This is a genomic window from Agarivorans sp. DSG3-1 (genome assembly GCF_046774965.1).
In the GTDB taxonomy this organism is placed as follows: Bacteria; Pseudomonadota; Gammaproteobacteria; order Enterobacterales; family Celerinatantimonadaceae; genus Agarivorans.
This window is the reverse complement of record NZ_CP177241.1, coordinates 4,771,379-4,792,900: the sequence shown is the minus strand read 5'-3', so window position 1 is coordinate 4,792,900 and position 21,522 is coordinate 4,771,379. Positions and strand designations below refer to the sequence as shown.

Genomic DNA, 21,522 nt, shown 5'->3' with positions numbered 1-21,522 from the left:
AAGCCGCTATTCCCAAGGGCATAGCGGTTGTGTTTGTTTTAAGGCTAGCGCTACATTGGCCTTAAAAATCCTCTAGAACAATTTTTCCTTTGGCTTTTTGACTCTCTAATAGTTGATGGGCCCGACGTAAATTCTCCGCGTTTATTTTGCCAAAATGCTCGCCCACTGTTGTTTTTATGCTGCCTTGGTCAATCATTGCCGATACCTGATTAAGCAAGTCGTGCTGGGTTTGCATATCGTTGGTAGAAAATAATGAACGGGTAAACATAAGCTCCCAGTGTACCGATATACTTTTGGTTTTAAATGGCACAATGTTGAGTGACTCTGGGTCGTCGATTAAACCAAATTGCCCTTGTGGTTTTAGCACTTTTTCAATGTCTAAGAGGTGCTGTTCGGTATTGTTTAGGCTAACAACGTAGTCCACCTCGTTTAAGTCGAACTGGCTAAACTCTTGACTTAAAGGGTTGCGATGGTTAATCACATGGTCGGCACCAAGATCTTCTAACCATGAAATGGTCTCGGGTCGCGACGCGGTAGCGATGAGCTGCAATTGTGTAAGCTGTTTGATGAGTTGCACCATGATTGAGCCAACACCACCGGCCGCACCAATCACTAGTACGCTTTTAGTGCTGTCATCCTTCGCGACTTTTAAGCGATCAAATAACATCTCCCAAGCGGTGATCGTGGTAAGTGGTAGGGCAGCTGCTTCTCCAAAAGAGAGTGAGTTTGGCATCCGGCCAACAATGCGTTCGTCTACCAATTGTTGTTCGGCGTTACTGCCTTGGCGCATTAAATCGCCGGCGTACCATACTTTGTCGCCAGGCTTGAACAAGCTCACTTGCTCGCCCACCGCTTTAACAATACCTGTGGCGTCCCAGCCCAATACTTTCCATTGGTTTGCTTCGGCAGGCATATTCAGGCGGATCTTGTAATCAGCAGGGTTTACAGAGATAGCTTTTACCTCAACCAGCAGGTCGTGACCTTGGGCAACTGGCACTGGTAATTGGATGTCTTGCAGAGAGTGAGTATCGTTGATGCTTAGGTTGTGTTGGTAGCCAATTGCTTTCATATTCAAGCCTCGTTGTGAGTGGTGATGAGCGAGTGAGGCTATTATGCGCAGTCGCTTTAAGGGGAAAAAGAGCCAACAAGACCAATCATTATGGCGCGTAACGTCCACAATAGTTTTACACCGCAACGCTAGGTTTGCTGGGTTTACCAATATTGAGATAAAGCGTGGTTTGCTACTTTAAAACACACTCTGCACAAGCTAAGTCTGTTCTAAAAAATGTGGGTTCTTAGGGAATAAAAAAGGCCGCCTAGCGGCAGCCCTGATTAGTGAAGTAGCCATTAGCTGGATATTTTGAAGCGATTAAGCTGCTGATTGAGTGATTCAGCTTGTTGCAGCGCTACTTTGGCATCGGCTAATGATTCGGAAGAGTTCTCTAAGTTGATTTTAGTCTTGTCTGCGAGTTCATTCAGATTACGGTCTATATCTTCGGTAACGTGAGTTTGTTGCTCAGTAGAGGTGGCAGTAGCGACTGATACATCGGCCACTTTAGAGGTTGATTCTAGGATCTGGTTTAGCGCCTCTAGCGTTTGATTGGCCAAGTCTACAGTACCCTCGGCTACCGAGGTGCCTTTGTTAATCGCTTCTACTGCTTGCATTACGCCGTTTTGCAGGGCTTCAATCATTTTTTGAATATCTTCAGTAGATTGTTGGGTTTTACTGGCTAAGTTTCTCACTTCGTCAGCCACAACCGCAAAGCCGCGTCCTTGTTCGCCAGCACGAGCGGCTTCAATAGCGGCGTTAAGTGCTAACAAATTGGTTTGCTCTGCAATGCCTCTAATTACGTCTAATACCGACGCAATGCGGTCTGAATCTTGAGATAGGCTTTCCACGACATTGGAGGCTTCTTGTACGGTGTTTGAAAGTAGGGTGATGTGCTCAACCGATTGTTTAGTAATGGTTTGCCCTTGTTCGGTTTGGGCATTTACCGAGTTTACTTCTTCGGCAGCTTGGTTGGCATTGTTAGCGACTTCGCGAATGGCGGCGGCCATTTGTGTTACCGCTGCAGCAATCATCTCTACAGATTGGTTTTGCTCTTTACTTACTTCGGTGGTTTGCTCTGATTTTTGGCTAATGCCCTCTATCGATGAGCTTAGTTCTTTAGAGTATTGGTTTACGTTGCCAATCAGCCCTTCTAGCAAGTTTACAAATTGATTGAAGCTGCTGGCTAGCTCGCCAATTTCGTCTTTGCGTTGAATCTCTAAGCGCTGGCTTAAGTCACCGTCGCCCTGCGAAATATCGTTTATTCGGTCGGTAATGCGAGTGATTGACTCGGTCAGAATTTTCGGTCCAAAGTAAGCCAGTAGGATGGATAAAACAACCGCAATAGAGGCCACAATGGTTAAGGCGCTGAGTTGTGAGTCAACCGCCTCGTTTGATTCATCTTCAATCAACTCGGCTAAGGCTTCTGCCGCTTCGGTGGCGTGATCGTATAGGCTTCGTAGGTCTTCAAAGCTATGCAGGCTTTGATCTTTACTCAGAGCAATAGCTTGTTTTTTATCATTGGCTTTGAGTAAGGTAAAGACTTGAGTGCTGTCTTTCATCCAACGGTTAAAGCGTTGAGTAAAACTTTCTAAGCCTTGGGTAGAGTCGGGATAATCGCTTAATAGTTCGTTAAACTTTTGCATTCTATCTTTCGCTTGTTGGGCGTTTTCTTGGTAGTTTTCAAACAAGCTTTGGTAGTCTTTTTCATCGGCTTCTAACGCTTCTAGTTCAGCGACTCTTGCTTGGTAAAGATCTCGGTCAGCATTTAACACCGCCGCTAATGCCGGTAATATTTTCTCTTCAACTGTTAGCAAATTGTGTGAAGTGCTCTTACCCACGTTAAACCCGATCAGTGAAACGAGTATTAGCAGTAGGGCGTTAACGGCAAAAATTACCGAGTACCTAAACCTCAAGCTTGTAAAATTCATTTATACCTTCCGACAAAATAGACACTTAATAAAAACTGTTAAATCAAGGTTGTATCAACACAAGACGCTATAAAGTTTAGTTAAGATTTATTAAAATGAGATGTTAGGTAAGGTTTATTCTAAAAAATAGTTTATTGTTCTATTTGTTATTAGTGGCTTTGAGGTGATTTTCAGCAGTTGGTGGCAAGTATACAAAGCTAACAGTTGCCCGAAATAAATGAAGGCTTAAGAGGCGGTAGTTAATCGTAATACAGCTCATCGTCTAAGATGTCTTCTTCAATGATGTCTTGTTCTATCACTTCTTCTTCAACAATGAGATTCTCTGTTTCACAGGTATCATCCAGGTATTCGCCATCTATTGAGCCACTAACGACACCGGCCCCTCCGCCAATAGCAGCACAAGTGGCGGCTCACCGACAACTCCGCCAATCACTGCTCCATCTATCGCGCCATCGACCCCTTGCACAATGGTGTGATCGGTTTCGTAGTCGCAGTAAGCAAAACTAACTGAAGAAAAAACGAAGCCGAAAAGCAAAATATACTTGTTCATAAGTATTACCGCGTAGTTGAATGTGCCGCTAGATTAAACGCGGATAAGCCGCCAAAACAGTAACATACGGTATTTATCGAGTTGCTAAATCAAACGAATCGATTGCAAGGGAAACTGCCCGAGCTAAGCGGCTCGGGTGTTATGAAAGACTTGAAGGTGACTGGCTTCTGCCTTAGCCAAAACGGCGTTTAATGTAGCTTATTGGCCAGCAATTCTTGTAAAGCGTTAGGCAGATAACTACGTAGCTGACGACTTAAGCGTTGCTGATGTTTTTGCCACAGGATCCCTAAATAGATAATGGCTAGGCCAACCAATGTAAGAGAGATAGGGAATAGCCAGCTGTCTTGGAAAACATTGTCTGCCAAATGATAGAAGTAGGCAAAGCAGCCAAAAGCACCAAATACCACAAACACTCTGCGCGCTAAAATGACTCCGCATAACATCATTGCTAGGTTAATTGAGAAGTACGCCAGCTTCGCGAGCTCGCTGTCTGAATGTTGCAGGCTTAAGCCGCACCAAAAGGTAAGTACACCAAATAAGTAAATCCAAAATGCGAAGTCTTTAGAGTGACGACTGCGAATGTCTATCCAAAACGCCAGCAGTGTCATGGCTAAACCAAAGTAGAGTGATACAAGGGATCTAAACTCCCAATTGGGACGACTGCCAGTTAGCATGGCGCATATGTCCATACTCATGTACCACAGTGTTACGGCAACAGGCAGCAGCATAAATGGGTAGCGATAACGCCAGCTGAGGATTAAGCCAACCACTAAGGTAGCGAGCTCCATGTATATCCAGTGCCAATGAACATATCGGTGGTAGTCTTGATACTGATCAGAGCTTGGCCACCATCCCATGGCATGCTGAAAACCATAGGTTGCTAGCGGAGTTAAGCAAATGACAAAGGTTGCGCAAATGCCCGCAGGAATGGCATAACCTTGATGTTTAAAGCGTTGGCAGAGCATTAAGCCTAAAACTGCATATACAATGCTAATGCCTAATAAACCCCAACCTCCAAAACCTTCCCAAGCTAAATTCATGAACAAGGTCATTGCGCCAATAGCGATCAATCCGCCAAAGTAATACAGCAAATGAGTAAGATTAAAGCTAGGTGTATCTGCTTCTTGCTGCTCCAAAAACTCAAGTAGCTGGGTGGCTTGTTGAGGGCTAATAATGCCTTGTTGTGCTGCTTGCTGTAATGATTGCTGAGAAACTCTCGCCATAGCCTGTTACATCCTTTTGCTATTCAGCCTTAAGCTTGCCACTGTTTATAAAAGAATTCTTAGAGTTTTGTCAAAACTGTTGATGGCTTTAAAAATAGTGTAATGATTTGACAGCTAAGTCCTTAGGCAACTTTACTTAAAGAGTTTGCTTAATCTAGAAAGGAGTGCTGCATTGTTTAACAAGTTAAAAGCTGGGGTCATCGCTTCACTGGTATATGCAGCTTGTATAACACCTGCTATGGCACTTGATTTTACTTTTTATGCCATTAATTCAAGCCCGGCAGGTTATACCCAAAATGACCTGCAGCAAGGCTACTATGTAGAAATACTGCAGCGAGTGGCCAAGCATTTAGACCTTGTCGACCCAAAGGTTGTTATTGCGCCGTATCCACGAATAGTGAATGCATTAATTCGCAATCAAGATGGCGTGGTTGTTACCTGTTTATTCCCCAATGAAAGCTTTACTGAAAATATTTACCAACCCCGAAGGGTGGCCAGTTTTCAAACGTCAATTGTCAGCCTGCCTGGTGCGCCGATTGATTGGGACAATTTAGCAGGTAAAAAGATTGGTACCTTGCGTGGCGCGAGTAAAGTGTATGGCGACATTTTTCATCAAGCAGTCGAAGATGAACAACTAAAACTGGTAGCAATGTCTAGCTATTCTCAAGCCTTAAAGATGCTTGAAGCCAAGCGTATTGATGGTTTTGCTGGAAATTTAGGGGTGATTTTAAGCTTGGCTGAACAGCAGCAGCTAGCCTTGGCTGCGCCAGCCAACATTACTAAACGCGATTCCATGATTACCATATCGGTATCTCCCTCGGTAAAAAATGGTAATGAGGTGGTGGCGCAAGTAGATGAAATAATTCAACAAATGATAGCCAGTGGAGATATTCAAGATATTGTAGAGCGTTATCTTCCTGATGAAATTCAACAGCGTTAATCGGCGTCATGTTCAGGGCGAAGGCCTAGTTAGCTATTCCAGCGGCAAAGCTTAAGCTAAGCCATATTGGCCTTTTATCTATCCAGCTCTACTACACTTAGATGACGTTTTGATGATTGCTGGCTAACGGAGCGGCTGATGATACGACGCTGTTTTTGGATGATAATGAGTGTTGGATGGCTGAGCATTGCCAGTGCTTTTGCGTCTGATTTGTGGGTGGGCAAGGTGTGCCCTGTGACTTACCAGCAAAATACGCTCGGTATTTTGGTGTTCTCTGAAGCTTGGTTCCACAGTGGTCGCCAACAAGCCTCATACATTGCTCGAGACAATGCTACAGGGGTTGGCCTCGAGATCCATCTATTTGCTAACCGTTTGGGGGAGGTAGAGCTGGAGAATCAGGCGCAATGTACTCAATATCGCATGTTGCAAATTCGCACCACCAATCGGCGTTTGCTTGATGATGAACGCCAAGCCCAAATAGACGCACCGTTACATTTTGTTGAACCATTTTACGATGCATCGCCGCTTGAGCATGGTGCTGGCATGCATAACACCCCCAGCGATACCAGTGATAAACCTTGGAATTCACCGCCAAAGCGGGCGTCCACTTTGGCTATCTACGATACGCCATTTGTCTCAGATGCCTTGGGTAAAGAAGGCGAAGACATTCAAGTGGAGTTTGAAACCTGCGTTGTGTGCCAACGAGATAGCGGTTTTGACAGTATTCTCTCTTGCGGGCGTTGGGGTTACAGCCGCGAATACATGGACGAAAACACTGGCTGGGCCGAGCCTGAGTTTCATGGTACTGAATGTTTAAATAGCCCAAGTCGCCATTACCAAGAAACAGTGAGTTTATCGGAAGAGTTTCCCTACAGTTATTGGTTAGATTGGCGTTAGCGTTAGCTATCTATATGCGGATACTTACGCCGATAACGCGCTAACATGCTTTGATTGCCTAGCAAGCCTCCTTGATGGATATACAAGGTAGGAATACTACTGTTTTGCTCACTCAGAAAGTTATCCAGGCATTGCCAACCAATAGGGTCGTACAGTAACTCAAACTCAATCTGTGTTTGTTGTTTGAGCGTAATCCAGGTTTGATAGTGTTCTTTATACAGCTTTCCAAAATGGTACTTTTTAGGTCGCGGTAAGATATGTGGGTGGGTATTGGTATTGCTGTTAAGTTGGGTAAACTGTAAACGTAAGTAGTCTTCATCACCTACACAAGCACAGCTAAAGACTTCAATGCAGGGGTTCATTTGGCTAAAGTACTCACTTAAAAACAAGGCTGTGGTACCGGTACCTGCCGGTAACATGACATTTAACGGACCAATGTTTTGCTCGTGCTGCCATTGTTCAATTTCTTCTGCCAGCATCACTACGCCTTCTCTGGCGTATTCGCAACGTCCGCCTTCGGGAACCAGTAATTGCTGAGGAGATAAACTGGGTCGAACAATGCGCTGCATAAAATCATCTAAGTTGGCTTGTTGTTGTCCTTGCAGGGCACTCACCTCAATAATTCTTGCGCCTAAGTCAATCGCCGCTTGATAGTTCCCGCATGGGTTTTGTTGTAACCAACTAGGAATATGATCGACATAAAACTCACACTTCCAGTCATTTAGTTGTGCTAGCGCAGCTAAAGAGTATAAAGAGTTTGCCTGTGCTGAACCGCTGCCTACAAGGGTGCTAATACCTTCTTGTGGGTGTTTGAGAAAGTGATAAAACTTGCGGGCTTTGTTACCCGAAAATTGCGGGTGCAACAAATCGTCGCGCTTAACAAATACCGAGTGTTGGTTAAACGTAACGGCTTGCACAGGAGAAGGTTTAAACAAACAAGTACCTGAACTGTAACAACGTTAGTTTTTAGTTTACGTTGAGGATTTTAAACTGAAAAGTAAAAACTAAGTTTGCGCTTGTTTGAGGCGTAAAAATTAGCGTTTTGTCATTATTACATCAAAGTGTGAAGATTTGGTGACAAAAATCCCCCGGTTAAATGATCCTCTTAAAATATTGATGATCATATCGCGATCACCACTGCAGCCCAGCAATGGCGGGAAAAGTTAGATTTATGTGGATGATGACTAAAAGCTAACAAATAAAAATAGGAGCCTTTGTTGAATTTTCACTTGTCAATGAGAGTAACAACTGCCTATTTGAATCAGCGCGATATAATTCACTGAATTAGGTGGATTATTCCAAACAGCTTTTCCCACAAAAACGGTGCACAAAGCTGTGGATAAAATTCTCTATCCAGTGAACTCAGTGGCTTGCAGCGGATCCGATTTTAGCGTCAATATTGTCACCTAAAATTAGTAAAAAATTCTTTTTTGCTGCTTCTTCGTTAAGGTCCGTTGACATTTTTCTGTTAGTTAAAATAAATACAAAAATAGAACGATTGGAGCGCTCAAATTTTCTCTTATAACAAATGAAACAACATCATCAAAAAGCACGAATATGCTCAGTGTGGATTTAAGTTATTGATATTAATAGCGCTTATTTGTAGCCGAAAAATGGTCTTAAGTGTCCAAAGCCGACTTGGTATCTAGCTGATTTAGCGCCGCAATGTGAATCGGTTACTGTAAACTGATGAGTTCGGCCAGCTAAACTACCAAGTTTTAACAAGTTTATTGTTCGATTTGTTGATTACGCTGTTTTCTATTTTCTAGATGAATTGGTTGCACAGACTCAGTAAATGTTAACAACTTGCGCTTTTGTGAATAAGTTTACGAGAATAGTGGGGGATTATCCCAAGGTATTGAAATATGTTTGGCTTAAATAGCCCCTGTCTGTAAATCATTGGTTTATAGGATCCGTTTTACTGATTACGCTTAATGGCATTTGTGAACAACAAGACTGTGGTTAAGCACAGGAGTCGGGTAAAGTAGCCCTTTACGGAGGTGCAATGAAACAAATACATCAACTACTGGCAGATGGCCAAACCAAACAACAAGTTTATGAATATGCTGAACAGCAGCAATGGAATTTACGTAAGGTTACTAAAATATTGGCCAGTGAGCCTGAACCTGGCTCATTAAAGCTTTACGCAAAACCTAAAGCGCTGTTGTTAGCAGTGCTACAGTTTATGGTGCTAAGCAAGTTGGTTTTTGGTTTTATGGTTGCTGAGCAGGTCAGTGGTCAATTATTGTTGGCGCTGCTAATGCCAGCACTTGTGCCATTGCTGATTATTTTTATGATTTATAAAAACGCGCCAAACGGCTATTTATTGCTTATGGTGTTTGCGGGTTTTTCTGTCTACCAAAGCTTGCCTTATATCTTTCAGGTAGAAGGTATGATTAATGTGGTGTTAAGCGCAGTGTTTGCCGGCTTTACGTTCTACCTAAAAAAACGACTATTTCCTTTTCAAAATTTGTTTCATACAGCAATTACTGGCCGAGGCCACTATATTTACCAACAAGCGCCTATAGTGGATATAAACGATGATGAAAAAGAGTAACCAGCTTGCTTAAGCGTTTACAACTGCTGATTCCACCGCCGGTATGGTTACTGTTGTCGGTGGGTTTAGCCTATTTGTTAGCTATGTTTAGCCAAGGCGGGTTTGTTCCTGTAATGCCGAGTTGGCTGGTAAACCTGCAGTGGCCGTTAGTGATACTGGCCAGTTTAATTGCTGTGATGAGTGTGTGGGGTTTTGCTAAAAAACACACTACCATCAATCCTCATCATCCCGAGCGCAGTAAGCACCTGGTGATTAATGGTTTATACCGTTATAGCCGAAATCCTATGTATTTGAGTTTGTTGCTGTTACTGATTGCGTGGTGTTTACACCTACAAGCTTGGTTAAGTTTACTAAGCTGTATTATGTTCATTGGCATCATCAATCAGCTGCAGATAAAACCTGAAGAAAAAGCGCTTAAACAGCATTTTTCCGAACAATACCTACAATATTGCCGCAAAGTTAGGCGCTGGTTGTAATAAAACTCGGCTAATTTAGGTTTTATTAGCAGTGAGTTATGCCAGATCAACTTGGTAATTTCCGCCCTTACGTTACACTACAGCAATCATATAATGTGATGTTGATCTCCTTTTGTTCAGCTGAAAAGCTTTGCAGCCTTGCTGTTATGCGGCGGACTAGGGATAACTAGCACAGATTTTTTAGAGTAAGCTAAAACATGGCTAATCCAATTTCAGCGCGCAAAGCTTGGGTGAAGGGATCTTTACCTCTTGCCGAATACGCCGCTTCTTGTACCGAAGCTCAACTACAGGGCTTGTCTCCACAACTGCGTAACTTGCGTCAAAATGGCGTAGACGCGTTAGTTGTACCGGTTCATTGGCGCTATATTGCGCCATTTAGTGCTGAGCAGTTAAGCCAAGCGAGCTGTTGGTCGTCACTGCAGCGTTTATCTGCACACTTGGTGTCTCATGGCTTTAAGCTGCAGTACCAATTGTTTTTCTCTTCTGATACTCAACAAGGTGTAGAGCAACGCCTACCAGATTGGTTTTGGGGTTCTATGCTGGCCAAGTTGCCTGCAACGCACTCTGCCGATGCGATTAAGTATGTAAACCAATATGGCCGCGACAATACTCAAAGCCCGAGCCTATGGGCTGAAGCTGGTTTAATCGACATGTTTAGCCAATGGATGAGCAACTTTGCCGAGCATATGGCTGACTTTGCCCCTCGTTGCGACGCCATTTTGTTAGGTCTTGGCCCAAATGGTGATGCTTGTCTCCCTTGGGGGGAGCGCGATGGCCAACCGATTTACCAAAGTTTTAGCCCTACTGCGTTAGCGGCATTAGCGACAGATATGAAGTTGCAATATGGCTCGCAAGACGCATGGCTAAGTCTTTGGGAATTAAACGGCGAAGCGCCGTGGCAAGAGCAGTTGATAGACAATTTACAGCGCTGTTATCAGGCTAAAACTACAAATACTTGTTTTAAAGAATTTAATACTTGGTATGCCGAAAACTGGCAAGGCTATGTGGGTAAAATGCTGGCTCAAGCAAATACTCGCTTCACTAAAGCATGGGCGCATAGTCAATTATGTTTGAACATTCCTTTCCCAGAGTTAACGGCGAGTGAGCACCCGTGGTTAGGTTGTTTAACCGGTCTTAATCCTCAGCCCTGGTTGGAGCGTACACAGTTACTCGATTACCAAATTGAGCAATTGGAATGCTGGCATAAAAAAGCTGACGGCCGCTTATTGGTGGTTGCTACTGGAGCAGAATCTAGTCATGCCACCCGAGTTAACCAAGCCTTAATAACGGCGATGCGAAAGCTAAAAATTCCAGCATTGGTGCAAAATTCTCAGCCGCAAGCGTTGTCTAGCCATCCCGGTTGGGATCAGCTGTATCATTCGGTGCTGCATGGCAGTGCCTTTGATGGTTGGATATTTAACGACATGTCGCAGCTTAATGAGCAAGCGATAGTGAAAGGGCGTTTATCGCAGCTTAATAAGTTTAAGTACCAAATTACTGAAACCAAGCAACTGGGTAAAAAGCAGTTCCGCGTAATGGGGCCGCTACACCTTAAAGTGGCTAACCAAAAGCAAATGCTTGATGAGGAAAACTGGAAGCTGTTTGAAACACAGCTACGCCAATTACGCAGCATTGGTGTTACCGCTATTTCTACCGACATTTGGTGGGGTTTGGTTGAAGGTGATAAACCGGGTAAGTTTGATTGGAGTTATTACGATCGCGTAGTGGCATTGCTAAAACGCTTGGGTTTACAGTGGGTGCCGATTTTGTCGTTCCACCAAGCAGGTGGCAACGTAAACGACGACTTCATGCAGGCTATTCCACTATGGCTATGGGGCCGTTTGCTAGAAAGTAACGATCAGCTTAATTCGGTACAAGATCTGCAATACGTATCTGAAACCGGCGATGCTTCCATGGAGTATGTCTCGCTTTGGGCCGACGAGTTTGTTATGCCTTATTACCAGCGATTTATGGAAGCCTTTAAACAGCATTTCATCAATCAAGCCGGTTTAATGGATGAGATTAACGTCAGTTTGGGTCCTGCCGGTGAGTTGCGTTATCCAAGCTACAACTCTCATGACTGGGGTAATTACCCTAACCGCGGCACCTTACAGTGTTACAGCCGCTTAGCTAAACAAGATTGGCTAAACTACCTTAAACAGAAATACCATAGTATTGCCGCGCTTAATGGCAGTTTTGGTTTTACTTGGGAAAGCTTTCAAGAAGCCGAAATCCCCGATGCTGAGTGGCTATTTAGCCACAAGCGTTATATTCACAATGCTTGGGCTCGCGAGTTTTTAACTTGGTACCACAAAGCCTTGGTGGCCCATGGTAGACGGATATTTGAAAACGCCTTAAGTGTGTTTGACGATGACGCTTTTGGACAGGTACCAATTGGTATTAAGATCCCGGGTATTCACTGGGTAGTGAGCGATCCTGAGTTGCCGCGTGCAGCTGAGATAACCGCTGGCTTAATTGCTGTGCATCCCACCTTAAGCAGCACTAACCAACAAGAGTACTTAGGTTTACTTAAAGCCTTGTTACCAGAAGGTAAGCAGTCTCGTGCTGCGATTCACTTCACCTGTTTAGAGATGATAAACAAGGATTACGAAGGTTATTCACGCGCTGCTGATTTGGTGGATTGGATGGCCGATGCCGCCGACGAATGCCAAGTATCGCTAATGGGCGAGAATGCCTTAGCGGGTGAGTTGTACGGCGAACAAGGTTGGAAGCAAATGGCGCGCGCCTTAACCCGCGCACCAGGCTATGACGGTTTAACTCTGTTAAGGATGCAAAACTTCTTTGATGATGAACCTACGCCAATGCGAGAGCTTAAAAAGCTGATTAACCGCATTTCCTAAGGTTTAGTTCGCTAACTGATTAAGCGCAGTAACTTAACTGCGCTTTTTTTATGGCTGATGATTGCTGAACATCGGCAGTAGATTTAGCAAAGCTTAAGTAGTGTTGGTGTTCTACGTAGGGGCCAAAAGGCGCAATAGCATGGTAACCATGTTTGAGATAAAACTTCACCGCGAGAGTATTGGCTTGTCGAGTGGCTAAATTTATTTGTTGGTAGCCAAAGGCCAAGGCGGTTTGTTCTAACTCCTGCAATACCAGTTTGCCAGCTCCCCGCTGGTGAGAGTAGACCCGCTTTATCTCACAAACACCGGGTTGTAAGTAACGAAACCCGCCACAAGCAATGGCTACACCATTGCGTTTAGCTAACAAGAATACTGCTTTGTCATCGTAAAACTCGCCTTCATCAAAGCGCTCAAAAGCGGGGTTTCCAGTTAATTTAAGCAAAGAAGCTGACAACGCATCGATTAATTCTCTACTTTGAAAACTCTTGGGATCTGCACGACAAATTTCTATCATTGTTTTATCAAAAATTTAATCATTACATACAATTAATTAATGCTAGTCTTACTAACGAATGTTGCAGCTTGGTTAAAACTAAATGATCTTTTCCTTACTTATCGGGTGGTTGATTGAGCTGTCATATAGGGTTTCGTTGGGTTTTTAGTCTGTTAATGGTGGTTTGTTTGATTTAATCATCCATTTGTTTGCTTCTGTTTGCAGTAAAGTGCGTCGCAATTAAAGCTTGGGAGGATTTATGATAACAATTGAGTTGCTGGTGGTATTAGCGGCCATATTTTTAGGTGCACGTTTAGGTGGCATTGGTATTGGTTTTGCGGGTGGTTTAGGGGTATTGGTATTAACCCTAGGTTTAGGCATGACCCCGGGCACCATTCCTATTGAAGTGATCCTCATTATCATGTCGGTGATTGCGGCAATTGCAGCAATGCAGGTAGCCGGCGGTTTACAGTTTTTAGTGAATATTGCCGAACGGGTGTTACGCAGTAATCCTAAGCAAGTAACCTTTTTGGCGCCAATAGTGACCTATGTAATGACCTTGTTTGCCGGAACGGGACATACTGCATTCTCTACTTTACCTGTGATTGCCGAAGTGGCTAAAGAGCAGGGTATTCGCCCGTCTCGCCCTTTAAGTATTGCGGTAGTCGCCTCTCAAATTGCGATTACTGCTTCGCCTATTTCGGCGGCAGTAGTATTAATGAGCGGTATGCTTGAAGACAAAGGTGTGGGTTACATTAGCTTGCTGATGATCTGTATTCCTGCGACTTTCGCTGCTTGTATGGTAGGCGCTTTTGTTGCCCAATTTATGGGAAAAGAGTTGAAAGATGATCCTATCTATCAAGAGCGCTTAGCCCATGGTTTGGTGAGCAAACGTGAGAAAACAGCCGAGCAGTTACCGGCAAGTGCTAAGCGTTCGGTTATGATTTTCTTGGTGGCGATTGTTGCGGTTGTGTTTTACGCCACTGCGATTAGTGATGCTGTAGGCTTAATTGAAAACCCTACTTTGCCGCGTAACGAAGCGATTATGGTATTCATGCTAACCGCTGCGACTGCTATTGCGATGTTCTGTAAAGTAGATACTGGCGAAGTGGTTAACGCTGCTACTTTTAAATCGGGTATGAGTGCTTGTGTATGTGTGCTGGGTGTCGCTTGGTTGGGCGATACTTTTGTATCTGGTCATTTAGAAGAGATTAAAGCCTTATCGGGTGGTTTGTTAGAAGATCACCCTTGGATGCTGGCGCTTATTTTGTTCTTTGCTAGCATGCTTTTGTATTCTCAAGCCGCTACCACTGCAGCCTTAATGCCGTCGGCTTTTATGTTAGGGGTAAGCCCAGAAGCGGCAATTGCGTCTTTTGCAGCAGTTAGCGCACTGTTTGTATTGCCAACTTACCCAACCCTATTGGCGGCGGTAGAAATGGATGATACTGGTTCTACTCGTATTGGTAAGTGGGTATTTAATCATCCTTTCTTTGTACCAGGCGTGGCCACTATTACTAGCTCGGTTATTCTTGGCTTTATATTGGCAGGTATTATTTTATAAGCGCTTGGCTGTTTCCTAAGCAAGGCTTAGTAGAATGAACAATAACGCTCAATATGGTCTGACTATATTGGGCGTTTTGCTTTAAGACGATTAGATGCTTATTCGTTGAATAGTGGTGTTTCTTGAACCCGAGCTACGTTTATTAGGGTCATAAAAGGTTTCTACTATCTCAAACCCTGCCTTTCTCATCATGCCGCCAGAGGCGAGATTTTCTTCATGGCGCTCTATATATACTTTGCTACATTGTTGTAAACTCGCGAGGCGAACCGCCTCTTTAAGGAGCAGGCTACCGAGGCCTTTACCGCTTTGGCTCGCCGCAATTACCACATCGTTTATATAAGCAATGTTTGATAAGTCATCATATTGGTTTAGTTTTTCAGGACACGCCCGCTTAAAAATCAGAATCGCAAAACCCACAATTGCCTTATCTTCCAATAGAACAGCCACAGCATCTCCATTAACGATAAGCGTAAATTGTTGGTTGATGCTTTCTTCAGTGATGTAATTCCACAGGTTTGGTCCTTCAGTGAGTAATAGCTCTTTCATGGATTGAAAGTCGGTGTTCAGTAGCTCTCGAGAATGAATGTTCAAATGGTGGTACTCCGTGTAAAGCGCGGCTTATGCTGAAGCATTATCGCCCAGAGATACCTTAAAAAGTAGGGAATCATTGACTGAGGTGCGAGACTACCCTCAGTAACCTTCGCCGTTTTCACTAAGTGCTTGAGTCCGCTTAAAACTTGCTGCTTTTAGCTAATAATACCGCTGAGATATTATCGGGCTCACTGCAACTGCTTAGCAGATACCATATACTATTAAGTAACTATTAAAACTACCTTCTTTATTGAGTGAATAATGGAAGTTGAGCTACTCGAAATTCGAAACTTTATCAGCCAATACCCCCCCTTTGATGAGTTGCCCGAAGAAGCCCTCATTGAAGTGTCGAAGAGTGTCGAAATTTCTTACTACCGCGCTGGCAGTATGATTATTGAGTTTGGTGACAAAATACATGATCTGTTTATGATCCGTAGTGGTGTGGTGGAGATTTATCGTCGTAATGGCGAGCTGTATAACCGGCTTGACCAGGGCGGTGTCTTTGGTCAAATGGGGCTGTTAACCAGCAATAAAGTTCGTTTCCCTGCCAAGGCGATTAAAGATACGCTGTTGTATTGTATTCCAGAAAATATTTTTGAAGATTTTTGCGAACGTTACGATGTATTTGCCGATTTTGTGGAAGTAGAAGGCACTATTCGCTTGCAGCAGGCGGTTGAAGACAATAGTGATGACGCGAACTCGTTAACCACCTCAAAGGTTAAAACCATTCTTAGTGGCGAGCCTGTAATGCTAGCGTCCACTACGACTATTCAAGACGTTGCCACTACAATGGCTGAAGAGAATGTTTCTGCGGCGCTGATTCATGATCCAAACCTTACTGATGAAGGTGGTGACAGTTTTGTTGGCATTATTACCCAGCGCGACTTATGTGCCAAAGTGATAGCGCAAGGTTTAGACGTTGAAACCCAAGTCGTAGAGGTGATGTCTACCGAGCTAATATCTTTGGATCACAACGCTTATATTTTTGAAGCAATGCTGTTAATGCTTCGTTATAACGTGCACCACTTACCGATCTTAAAAAACAAGCAACCAATTGGTTTAATTGAAGTTAGCGATATTATTCGTTACGAATCTCAAAACAGTTTATTGATTGTAAGCAGCATTTTTCAGCAAAATAGCATCGAAGATTTGGTGCTATTGTCGCATCAGCTAAAAGACTGTTTTGTACGAATGATTAACGAAGATGCCAACTCCCATATGGTGGGGCGGGCGATGTCGGAAATTGGCCGAAGCTTTAAACAGCGCTTGCTAGAGTTAGCAGAAGAAAAGCTAGGCCCGCCGCCAGTTCCCTATTGTTTCTTAGCATTAGGCTCTATGGCGCGAGATGAACAGCTGATCGTTACCGATCAAGACAATGCGATTATTCTCGACAACGAGTATCAAGAAGCTGAGCACGGCCAATATTTTGAAGAACTCGCTAAGTATGTGTGTGACGGCTTAGCTGCTTGTGGTTATACCTATTGCACCGGCGACATTATGGCCACTAATCCAGAGTATCGAAAAACCCAAAGCCAATGGGAAGAGTGTTTTGCAGATTGGATTGATAACCCTAATCCTCAGGCGCTGCTTAACTGTTCTATCTTCTTTGACCTTAACGGGGTGTATGGCAGGCCTAAATGGGCTGAGCAGCTCAATGCGTTTATTTTAAGAAAAGCCAAAAAGAACAACCGTTTCTTGGCATGTTTGGCCAGAAATGCCCTAAATCGAACTCCACCGCTCGGCTTTTTTAAAGACTTTGTGATGGAGAAAGACGGGCGGCATAAAAACTCAATAAACTTAAAACGACGTGGTACTGCGCCTTTAGCCGATCTTATTCGAGTGCATGGGTTGGCGATTGGCTCTCAATCTCAGAACTCGTTTGACCGCTTGGAAGACATTATTGAAGCGGGAATTTTGCCGCCTTCAAAGGGTAAAGACCTACAGCATGCCATGGAGTTTATTTCTTTGGTGCGTATTCGACATCAAGCCTTAGACATAGAGTCTGACCAAGAGCCTGATAACAATATTGAGCCAGAGAACATGTCTGATTTTGAAAGGCGGAATCTAAAAGATGCCTTTTTGGTATTAAGCAGTGCGCAAAACTTTTTGAAGTTTCGCTACACCGCCAACAGCATGCAGCAGGGTAAATAATGCCCAATATTAACAATCAAGAAATCTTAAACTGGCAGGCCTTTTTAAAGATTAAGGCCGCGGAAAGCAAAGATAAGCGCTTAAGTCATTTTTATAATGCCAGTACTTATGATGCAGAAACCAAAGTTAGAGATATTGATTTTGTTGCTCTAGATTTTGAAACCACCGGTCTAGACGCCAAAAAGAATAGCATTATCAGTATTGGTTTAGTGCCATTTACCTTGCAGCGCATTGCTTGCAAAGAGGCTAAGCATTGGTTTGTAACGCCAGAAGATAAACTTCAAGAAGACTCAATTGTGATTCATGGTATTACCCACTCCGACTTGAAAGGTGCGCCTAGCTTGTTGCGTATTTTGGAGCAATTATTGGATGAGTTGGCCGGCAAAGTGGTGGTGGTGCATTACCGACGTATTGAGCGTGATTTTTTACACGCCACGCTGCGCGGATTAATTAACGAAGGGATTATTTTTCCCTTGGTGGATACCATGCAAATTGAAGCCGACATTCAAGCTGCACGGCCTAAAAAGGTGATTGACTGGTTTAAAAAGCCGCAAGCGGTGTCAATTCGTTTAGGTAGCAGCCGAACACGTTATAACCTACCTACTTATCCTCCGCATGATGCATTAACCGACGCCATTGCCACGGCTGAGTTATTGCAAGCGCAAATTCACCATCATTTCAGCCCTGATACGCCCATCAATAAATTGTGGTTATAAAATCTGCTCTACAAAAGCTAGGCAATAAAAAAGCCGAGTGACCTAAGTCATTCGGCTTTTTTGTTTTCAATGGTTAATGATTAACCAATGCGTTTCTCTGTGCGTAAACCCATTAACAAGCTGATACACATCACCAATAAAATAATGGTGAATGGCAAGGCCGTTGAAATGGCGCCGGCTTGTAAGGCTTGAATGGCTTCTGTGCCACCTACCCATACTAGAGCGGCAGCAATGGCACCTTCAATAGTGGCCCAAAATACTCGCTGAGGAACAGGCGCATCTACTTTACCACCAGAGGTAATGCTATCGATGACCAGTGAACCTGAGTCAGACGAGGTAACAAAGAACACCAATACCAATACCACGGCAAGCAGAGATAAAATGCTGCCCATTGGTAATGCATCAAACATTTGGAACATAGCCAGTGGTACTTCGGTTAGGCCATCATCGCCTAGGGTACCTACTTTATTAACGATTTGATCAATCGCAACACCACCAAATACAGACATCCATAAAGTGGTTACTACCGTTGGAACGATAAGCACTGCAGTAACAAATTCACGAATTGTACGACCACGTGAGATACGTGCGATGAACATACCAACAAATGGGGACCATGAAATCCACCATGCCCAATAGAACACAGTCCAGCCGTGCATCCACGCTGAATCTTCACGACCAATTGGGTTACTCAGTGGAATAATGTTTTCTAGGTATCCCATTACCGTAGTAGGTACGGTGCCCATAGATACTGCAAATGTTACCAGAGCAACAAATACCACCAAGGCAAGTGCTAACACCATGTTGATGTTACTAATGACTTTAACGCCGCCGTCAATCCCACGAACAACCGATACTACTGCTAACAAGGTCACCAAGAAGATGATACCAATTTGCATCAGCAAGCCGTTGTCTAGGCCAAACACGTGGTGAAAGCCGCTGGCTGCTTGTTGAGCGCCAAGCCCTAGCGAGGTGGCTAAACCAAACAAAGTGGCAAGCACTGCTAATATGTCAACTACGTGCCCAGGCCAGCCCCACGTGCGGTCGCCTAAGATTGGGTAAAACACCGAGCGCATAGAAAGCGGCAAGCCTTTGTTGTAAGCAAAAAAGGCTAACGACAGTGATACCACACCATAAATGGCCCATGGGTGAAGCCCCCAGTGGAACATGGTGGCACCCAGTGCTAATTTTGCAGCTTCTGGCGTGTTGGCAGTCACATTAAGAGGGGTTTCGTACCAACCTGTAAAGTAGGCAACGGGTTCAGCAACTCCCCAAAACATTAGGCCAATGCCCATGCCTGCAGCAAATAGCATGGCTATCCACGACAGCATTGAGTAATCCGTTTTAGCTTCATCACCACCGAGGCGAATTTTGCCAAACGGAGAGACAATCATAGCCAAACAAAAAATGACAAAAATATTAGCAGACCACATAAATAGGCCGTCAAATGCGCCAATAATTTTCCACTTAATTCCGTCTAATGCGGCTTTGGATACTTCTGGGTCAACCAGTAATATAGCGATTAAAAATATGCCGATTAAAGAGGCGCTAATCCCAAAAACAGGGTTATGTACATCAAACCCCCATTTCTGAACATTATCCTGTCCTACGGTGTAATCAGTATTATCAATACTGTATTTATCTTTATTGGTATTCATTAATCCTCGTTTAGCACAACTTCCATGCGATTTTGTAAACGTAGTTTACTTTATTGGGCGATAACTTGCCGCCTATTCTGAAGACAATAAGAGCTGATATTACTGTCTAGATCATAGACAAGAAATTCTTGAGGGTAGGTTTTAATCAGGTATTAGAGCATTCAGTACGGCTATTTCGTTAGAGGAATTGCCTGTAAAGGCGCGATACTCATCGCTTGTCTAAGCCTGAACATTTAGCCTAAGTAGGCTTTGTGAAGGTTTAATGAAGTTTAATTGGAGTAAAACACTGCTAGGTTAATTGCTTAGGATAACAACAAAAGGCCTTAAGCTTATTTATCCTTATTGGCGATAATATCGCTAAGAGCATGTTCTGGCATATCTAATATCTCTACCAAAATAATAAATAGGTCTGTGGGTAGGGTGCCTGCATACACCTTGCTACGCAGGTTGCCTTCTTTCATTTCTATATCGCGCTTGGCCAGTTCGTCTGACAAATATTTATACTGAACCCCTTTTAATTGCATCGCCGAACGAATATATCGCTTAATACTGTCCTTATAAGGCTGCAAGGCTTGTCGATTTCTAATACTCTGTTCTGGGTTCATTGCTCTTCGGGCGCTTATAATTTTTGATAACTTGCAACGAATGTTAGTAAACGTTGACACAAGAGTCAAACTTGCTATATTTGTTAGCTATAACTAACACATAAGGAAACGTTATGTCGTGGAATTCAGCATCACTTGAATTACTTGCTAAGGCTCATCCTGATTGGACAGTAGATAATGACGGTGGCTGTTTGTGTATCACCAATGATGAAGGCATTGATGCCTTTGCTTACATTGGCGAGCAACAAATGCTTATTGAAGTTGTGCTATTTGGCTGCGATGTCGTAACAGACAGTGCCAAACTGAATGCCTTGATTTTACGCTCTCATCACTTATTACCGTTATCGGCCATTGGCATTAAGCATATTGGTGATCAAGATTACTACATCGCATTTGGCGCCTTATCAACTAAGAGCCTAGATGAAGTAGTAATAGAAGAGATAGAAACGCTTTATTCAAATGTTAGTGAATTTGTCGAATTGTACAGCGAGTTTACCCAGTAGGAGAGAACAGTATGAGCTTGAAACGAATTTGGAACGCACTTCGAGGCGCAACCAATGAAGGCTTGGAAGCAGTGGCAGACAGCCAATCTATGCGTATCTTAGATCAAGAAATGCGCGATGCTAAATCAGAGCTTGAAGCCTGTGATCGCAACCTAACCACTATTATGGCTAAACGTAAGTTAGCGCAAACTAAAGTTGAAAGCTTAACGTCAGACATTGACACTTACACCAACCATGCGGTTGCAGCGAGTGAGAAAAATGATGAAGCTCTAGCCTTAGAATGTGCAGAGCGAGTAGCGAACTTAGAAGTGCAATTAGCCACTGAGCAAGAGATTTACAACAGCTACCTAAATACCGAAACTTCGCTTAAAGCGAATATTGCGACTGCTAAAGCTAGCGTTAAGCGTTTAGGTATTCAAATTGACCAAGTAAAGGCCACTGAGTCTTTGCAAAAAGCCCAAGTTGCCGGTTCTTCGCACCATGTAGGCGCTAACTCTAAAGTGAAAACGGCTTTAGATAGCTTAGAGCGAATTAAAGAAAAACAAGCGCTACGCAGCGCTGAATTATCGGCAGCCGAAGAGTTAGCAGCTGAAGATAGCGGTAGCAGTTTAGACGCAAAATTGAAGCAAGCGGGCATTGAGTCTGGCGGTCAATCTTCAGGTAGTGATAAGCTTAAGCAGATACTGGCCCAAAAACAGGCAAAATAAGTGCTGCTTTATAAAGTGCGCCGAATATTTTCGGCGCTTTTTTTTCGTGCTAAT

The 21,522-nt window shown here is 43.7% G+C and carries 19 protein-coding genes; 10 read left to right on the top strand and 9 right to left on the bottom strand.

Features of this window, described 5'->3' with window-relative positions:
• Positions 1-61 precede the first annotated feature (61 nt).
• From ACLD71_RS22255 to ACLD71_RS22240, 4 genes are all read right to left on the bottom strand, one after another.
• Positions 62-1,069: a zinc-binding alcohol dehydrogenase family protein gene (locus ACLD71_RS22255; RefSeq protein ID WP_411992241.1), complete on the bottom strand. Its 1,008-nt coding sequence runs from the start codon at positions 1,067-1,069 to the stop codon at positions 62-64.
• A gap of 278 nt (positions 1,070-1,347) precedes the next feature.
• Positions 1,348-2,979 (bottom strand): methyl-accepting chemotaxis protein, encoded by a 1,632-nt coding sequence (locus tag ACLD71_RS22250; RefSeq protein WP_137671873.1) that lies wholly within the window; start codon positions 2,977-2,979, stop codon positions 1,348-1,350.
• Positions 2,980-3,334: 355 nt separating this feature from the next.
• A complete protein-coding gene (locus ACLD71_RS22245; RefSeq protein WP_201798673.1) occupies positions 3,335-3,529 on the bottom strand; it encodes a hypothetical protein in 195 nt (64 codons plus the stop codon).
• Between the two features lie 188 nt (positions 3,530-3,717).
• The gene (locus tag ACLD71_RS22240; protein ID WP_411992239.1) at positions 3,718-4,752 is read right to left on the bottom strand and encodes a DUF2157 domain-containing protein; all 1,035 of its coding nucleotides are present in this window, start codon (positions 4,750-4,752) and stop codon (positions 3,718-3,720) included.
• A gap of 172 nt (positions 4,753-4,924) precedes the next feature.
• Between ACLD71_RS22240 and ACLD71_RS22235 the strand changes: the two genes are divergently transcribed.
• Both ACLD71_RS22235 and ACLD71_RS22230 read left to right on the top strand, forming a co-directional pair.
• Complete coding sequence (locus tag ACLD71_RS22235) at positions 4,925-5,692, top strand: substrate-binding periplasmic protein (protein WP_411992237.1); 768 nt, start codon at positions 4,925-4,927, stop codon at positions 5,690-5,692.
• 165 nt (positions 5,693-5,857) lie between these two features.
• The gene (locus ACLD71_RS22230; RefSeq protein ID WP_411992235.1) at positions 5,858-6,589 is read left to right on the top strand and encodes a hypothetical protein; all 732 of its coding nucleotides are present in this window, start codon (positions 5,858-5,860) and stop codon (positions 6,587-6,589) included.
• A gap of 2 nt (positions 6,590-6,591) precedes the next feature.
• On the opposite strand, the gene ACLD71_RS22225 is transcribed toward ACLD71_RS22230, so the two are convergent.
• The gene (locus ACLD71_RS22225) at positions 6,592-7,524 is read right to left on the bottom strand and encodes a pyridoxal-phosphate dependent enzyme (protein ID WP_411992233.1); all 933 of its coding nucleotides are present in this window, start codon (positions 7,522-7,524) and stop codon (positions 6,592-6,594) included.
• A 1,070-nt stretch (positions 7,525-8,594) separates the two neighbouring features.
• Here ACLD71_RS22225 and ACLD71_RS22220 point away from each other — a divergent pair.
• The 3 genes from ACLD71_RS22220 to ACLD71_RS22210 all read left to right on the top strand — a co-directional run bounded on the left by ACLD71_RS22220 (position 8,595) and on the right by ACLD71_RS22210 (position 12,483).
• Positions 8,595-9,146 carry a hypothetical protein gene (locus tag ACLD71_RS22220; RefSeq protein WP_137671868.1) on the top strand — a complete coding sequence of 184 codons (552 nt, stop codon included), beginning with the start codon at positions 8,595-8,597 and terminating at the stop codon, positions 9,144-9,146.
• Between the two features lie 5 nt (positions 9,147-9,151).
• Positions 9,152-9,622 (top strand): methyltransferase family protein, encoded by a 471-nt coding sequence (locus tag ACLD71_RS22215; protein ID WP_235836140.1) that lies wholly within the window; start codon positions 9,152-9,154, stop codon positions 9,620-9,622.
• Positions 9,623-9,819: 197 nt separating this feature from the next.
• Positions 9,820-12,483: a family 14 glycosylhydrolase gene (locus ACLD71_RS22210; protein WP_411992231.1), complete on the top strand. Its 2,664-nt coding sequence runs from the start codon at positions 9,820-9,822 to the stop codon at positions 12,481-12,483.
• Positions 12,484-12,502: 19 nt separating this feature from the next.
• On the opposite strand, the gene ACLD71_RS22205 is transcribed toward ACLD71_RS22210, so the two are convergent.
• Complete coding sequence (locus ACLD71_RS22205; RefSeq protein WP_411992229.1) at positions 12,503-12,997, bottom strand: GNAT family N-acetyltransferase; 495 nt, start codon at positions 12,995-12,997, stop codon at positions 12,503-12,505.
• A 238-nt stretch (positions 12,998-13,235) separates the two neighbouring features.
• Here ACLD71_RS22205 and ACLD71_RS22200 point away from each other — a divergent pair, with 238 nt between their 5' ends.
• Positions 13,236-14,537 carry an anaerobic C4-dicarboxylate transporter gene (locus ACLD71_RS22200; RefSeq protein ID WP_137671865.1) on the top strand — a complete coding sequence of 434 codons (1,302 nt, stop codon included), beginning with the start codon at positions 13,236-13,238 and terminating at the stop codon, positions 14,535-14,537.
• Positions 14,538-14,627: 90 nt separating this feature from the next.
• Here ACLD71_RS22200 and ACLD71_RS22195 read toward each other — a convergent pair whose 3' ends face one another.
• The gene (locus ACLD71_RS22195; RefSeq protein WP_137671864.1) at positions 14,628-15,128 is read right to left on the bottom strand and encodes a GNAT family N-acetyltransferase; all 501 of its coding nucleotides are present in this window, start codon (positions 15,126-15,128) and stop codon (positions 14,628-14,630) included.
• A 261-nt stretch (positions 15,129-15,389) separates the two neighbouring features.
• Between ACLD71_RS22195 and ACLD71_RS22190 the strand changes: the two genes are divergently transcribed.
• Positions 15,390-17,279, top strand: a complete 1,890-nt coding sequence (locus tag ACLD71_RS22190) for a DUF294 nucleotidyltransferase-like domain-containing protein (RefSeq protein WP_411992227.1) — start codon at positions 15,390-15,392, stop codon at positions 17,277-17,279.
• On the top strand, positions 17,279-17,995 hold the full coding sequence (locus ACLD71_RS22185) for a 3'-5' exonuclease (protein ID WP_411992225.1): 717 nt from the start codon (positions 17,279-17,281) through the stop codon (positions 17,993-17,995). Before ACLD71_RS22190 ends, ACLD71_RS22185 begins: the two co-directional genes overlap by 1 nt.
• 80 nt (positions 17,996-18,075) lie before the next feature.
• On the opposite strand, the gene ACLD71_RS22180 is transcribed toward ACLD71_RS22185, so the two are convergent.
• Both ACLD71_RS22180 and ACLD71_RS22175 read right to left on the bottom strand, forming a co-directional pair.
• Positions 18,076-19,653, bottom strand: coding sequence for a BCCT family transporter (locus tag ACLD71_RS22180; protein ID WP_411992224.1), 1,578 nt, complete (start codon positions 19,651-19,653; stop codon positions 18,076-18,078).
• A 329-nt stretch (positions 19,654-19,982) separates the two neighbouring features.
• Positions 19,983-20,258 carry a DUF6471 domain-containing protein gene (locus ACLD71_RS22175; RefSeq protein ID WP_137671860.1) on the bottom strand — a complete coding sequence of 92 codons (276 nt, stop codon included), beginning with the start codon at positions 20,256-20,258 and terminating at the stop codon, positions 19,983-19,985.
• 113 nt (positions 20,259-20,371) lie between these two features.
• Here ACLD71_RS22175 and ACLD71_RS22170 point away from each other — a divergent pair, with 113 nt between their 5' ends.
• Together ACLD71_RS22170 and ACLD71_RS22165 are read left to right on the top strand one after the other, a co-directional pair.
• Positions 20,372-20,761 carry a DUF2170 family protein gene (locus ACLD71_RS22170; protein ID WP_137671859.1) on the top strand — a complete coding sequence of 130 codons (390 nt, stop codon included), beginning with the start codon at positions 20,372-20,374 and terminating at the stop codon, positions 20,759-20,761.
• 11 nt (positions 20,762-20,772) lie between these two features.
• On the top strand, positions 20,773-21,468 hold the full coding sequence (locus ACLD71_RS22165; RefSeq protein ID WP_137671858.1) for a PspA/IM30 family protein: 696 nt from the start codon (positions 20,773-20,775) through the stop codon (positions 21,466-21,468).
• Positions 21,469-21,522 lie beyond the last annotated feature (54 nt).